General features: G+C 56.5%; 3 protein-coding genes. 1 reads left to right on the forward strand and 2 read right to left on the reverse strand.

Going from position 1 to position 2,092, the window contains the following annotated elements:
• Nucleotides 1–741 (forward strand): IS4 family transposase (locus ACYVG7_RS04635; RefSeq protein WP_460882058.1); only part of this gene is annotated, 741 nt, incomplete at its 5' end.
• 42 nt (nt 742–783) lie between these two features.
• Here the strand turns inward: ACYVG7_RS04635 and ACYVG7_RS04640 are convergent.
• Both ACYVG7_RS04640 and ACYVG7_RS04645 read right to left on the reverse strand, forming a co-directional pair.
• Nucleotides 784–1,488 (reverse strand): 4'-phosphopantetheinyl transferase family protein, encoded by a 705-nt coding sequence (locus ACYVG7_RS04640; protein WP_460882059.1) that lies wholly within the window; start codon nt 1,486–1,488, stop codon nt 784–786.
• An 86-nt stretch (nt 1,489–1,574) separates the two neighbouring features.
• Entirely contained in the window at nt 1,575–1,985 is a 411-nt protein-coding gene (locus ACYVG7_RS04645) for a hypothetical protein (RefSeq protein ID WP_460882060.1), read from the reverse strand.
• Nucleotides 1,986–2,092 lie beyond the last annotated feature (107 nt).

A 2,092-nucleotide genomic window follows, 5' to 3' on the forward strand; every position in this document is an offset into this window, starting at 1 on the left:
AGTACTCCGCTGCTGTGGAAAACCCATCGAAAATCGTTGCTCAAAGGGCAACGCAATGCCCATGAGAAAGAGCTGCTCACCAAGCTCAAGCAGACGTTGCCAGAGGGTATCTTCGTGACGGTAGTCGCTGACCGCGGCTTTGGTTACATGGAGCTGTTCGAGCGCCTGGAGCAAGAGCTAGGCTTTGCTTATCTCATTAGATTTAAAGGAAATATTTTGGTTGGTTACTCTGGTGGAGAGCAGGTTCCCGCCCGCGACTGGCTAACGCCGACCGGGCGCACCCGAACCCTCAAAGCGGTGGAGCTAACTGGGCAGCGACAGCCTGTCGAACGGGTCTATTGTTGTCACAAGAGTGGCATGAAAGACGCGTGGTTTCTGGCCAGTAACCGGACCGACCTGAGCGCCGCCAAGGCGTTGCAACTATACGGCCAGCGCTGGGGTATCGAGACCAGTTTTCGTGATATCAAAGATTACAAATTCGGCATGGGTATGGGAGATGTGCACATCAGTAATCCGGTCCGGCGCGACCGACTGTTTTTATTCAGTGCCCTGGCCATCGTCTTGCTGACGCTGCTGGGTAAGGCTGGAGACAGTGTCGGTCTAGAGAGAACGATCAAGGTCAATACCAGCAAGAGCCGAACCTATTCGTTCTTTCGGCAAGGGGTCATCTATTACCAGTTGCTGCCTAAAATGAAAGAAGCCAATGCGGTCTTGTTGATGGNAAGCATAATAACAGCATAAATAGAGAGAGCGGCCGATCCGGTCGCCCAAGGAAGCAAGAGCTCAGGCAACCGTGGCCATCACACGCCAAGGCGTCTGCCAAGCCAGTTCAGTCGGGATAAAGCCGAGATCGGGAGACCAGCGCCAGGTGGCAGGAGCCGAGTCAGCTGACGGAGTCAGCGACGATTGATACCAGGCCAGTGAACAACCGTCAGATTCGGCAACCCGCAGCAGCCCCGCCGGCACCTCCTCCGTCTCGACGCGCTGTGAGTCAGGCAACAGCTGCAAACGGGATAACCCCGCCAGTCCACGACCACTGGCCTTCAGCACGGCTTCGCGCAAGGTCCAGAGCCGATAAAAAGCACCCAATTCATCGTCTTGAGCCGCGACCCAGGCCAGCTCCAGCGCAGAAAGCACATGCGCCATCAATTTTTGCAGATTACTCCGCGGCCTCTGCTGCTCGACATCCAGTCCGAGAGTCGGTTCACCCACCGCCAGCCACAACCAGTCGCCACTGTGGCTAATACTGAAGTCCGGCAACCCAGGATCCCGGAAGGCTGGGCGACCATGAGGGCCGGTGACCATATCGGGTAACGCCGGACAGCCATAACGGCGCTGACACCAAGCCGCCAACAAGGCGCGACCTGCCATATAGCTGGTACGGCGGGAGGGAGAAAAATCCGCAGCGGTTAAATGAATAGATTCGGGGACCAGTATGGAGGGCAAGAGTGCCGCATCCAGCATGGACAAACAGATCAAGTCACTCACCCGGCCTCCGGAGAATCGGCAAACAGGCGACGATCAGACCCGATCAGGCGCAAAATTGCAAATCCAGTCGCCAGGGATTGAGTGAGTCAGTGAGTCAGCACAGGCTCCACGCACGTGCACAGGTACATACCGGGAGTGCGCTCATGGCTCTGCACTAGCAACCGCTCCAGATGCCGCGATAAGCACTGCAGACGATGACGGCAATGATGTTGGGAGCAAGATGCAGAGACCAGCCGTTGCAACTCATCCAGAGGCCGCCAGGCGTAATCCCGGCACAGTTCACGCACGGAAGAGGGCAAGCGCTCATCCTCTGCAGCCTGTAATAGCTGCAGGCAACATGCTTCATACAGTGGCCATTCACTCTGTTGACGGCAGATTGCCTGCTGGCGTACCGCTTCCAGAAACTGTTCAATGGAACACGATGGGGTTCGCTGACCATGCAGTGACTGCAAATCGAGTTGCGGGCATAGGTTGCGCTCACTGAGATCGAGCGGCATAGCAAATCCGGCAGGTGAGATCATGTGTAAGCGCCGCTAAATCGACCTACTTGCCTTCGTTGTATTGCGCCACTTTTTTTGCAATGGGCTCCAGCGGGACGTTCCAG

It is taken from the genome of Pseudaeromonas pectinilytica (assembly GCF_054780855.1).